This is a genomic window from Sulfuricurvum sp. RIFOXYD12_FULL_44_77, from assembly GCF_001830725.1.
In the GTDB taxonomy this organism is placed as follows: domain Bacteria; phylum Campylobacterota; class Campylobacteria; order Campylobacterales; family Sulfurimonadaceae; genus Sulfuricurvum; species Sulfuricurvum kujiense_A.
Genome location: NZ_MIBU01000227.1, coordinates 1 through 1,006, shown reverse-complemented (window position 1 = coordinate 1,006; position 1,006 = coordinate 1). Strand labels below are relative to the sequence as shown.

At 45.6% G+C, this 1,006-nt stretch carries 1 protein-coding gene; it reads right to left on the bottom strand.

Features of this window, described 5'->3' with window-relative positions:
* Nucleotides 1-1,006 (bottom strand): DNA topoisomerase (locus A2517_RS08120; protein ID WP_294895921.1); only part of this gene is annotated, 1,006 nt, incomplete at both ends.

Below are 1,006 nucleotides of genomic sequence, written 5' to 3'. Positions count from 1 at the left end.
CAGTTTCGTCCAAGAGGTTTTGCCATTTTGAGGCTGACAATATTGGTTTTACCGGCATCAATTTTTTCGATAAACGGATAGTAAAAATCGAGTAAAATTTTATGCCACGATTTTCCGCTCTCGCTGATCTCATCAAGGGTCTCTTCCATGGTTGCGGTAAAAGAAGCATCAACAATTTCATTAAAATGCGTTTCCAGCATCTCCGTTACCGTAAACGCTATCTCTGTCGGTATGATGGCACGTTTTTCAATCTCAATGTAATTACGGGCTTGGAGGGTACTGATCGTCGGTGCATACGTTGATGGACGACCGATCCCTTCGGATTCGAGTTTTTTGATCAAGCTCGCTTCGGAGTAGCGCGATGGCGGCTCGGTGAAATGTTGTTCCGTCGATATGCTTTGGATATCAATTGCATCACCCGTTGTAAGAGAGGGGAGAAGCTTATCTTTATCATCGCTTCCCGTTACACGGTAAAACCCGTCAAACAAAAGTTTACGTCCTGTCGCTCTAAACTGTGCGTTAGGAGATTCAAATGTAATACTTTGCTGCTCGAAACGGGCATCGTTCATCTGACACGCCAAAAAGCGGTTATAGATCAAACGGTAGAGTTTAATCTCATCGGGCTTGAGAAACGTTGCCGCTATCTCAGGGGTAAAGTCAAGCATCGTCGGGCGAATCGCTTCATGCGCCTCTTGTGCCCCTTTGGATTTTTTCGTATAAACTTTTACCTCTTTAGGGAGATACTCTTTGCCATAACGGTTCAAAATCACTTCACGTGCCGCTTCAACGGCTTCGGCTGCAAGATTAAGAGAATCGGTACGCATATAGGTGATAACACCGCTGGTACCATCAGGCGTTTTTACCCCTTCATAGAGTGCTTGCGCCACCATCATTGTTTTCTTTGGAGAGAAACCGAGCTGTGAAGAGGCCGTTTGTTGAAGCGTAGAGGTCATAAACGGCGGCGGAGTAGAGCTTTTACGCTCTTTCGTTTCGATCTCACCGACTT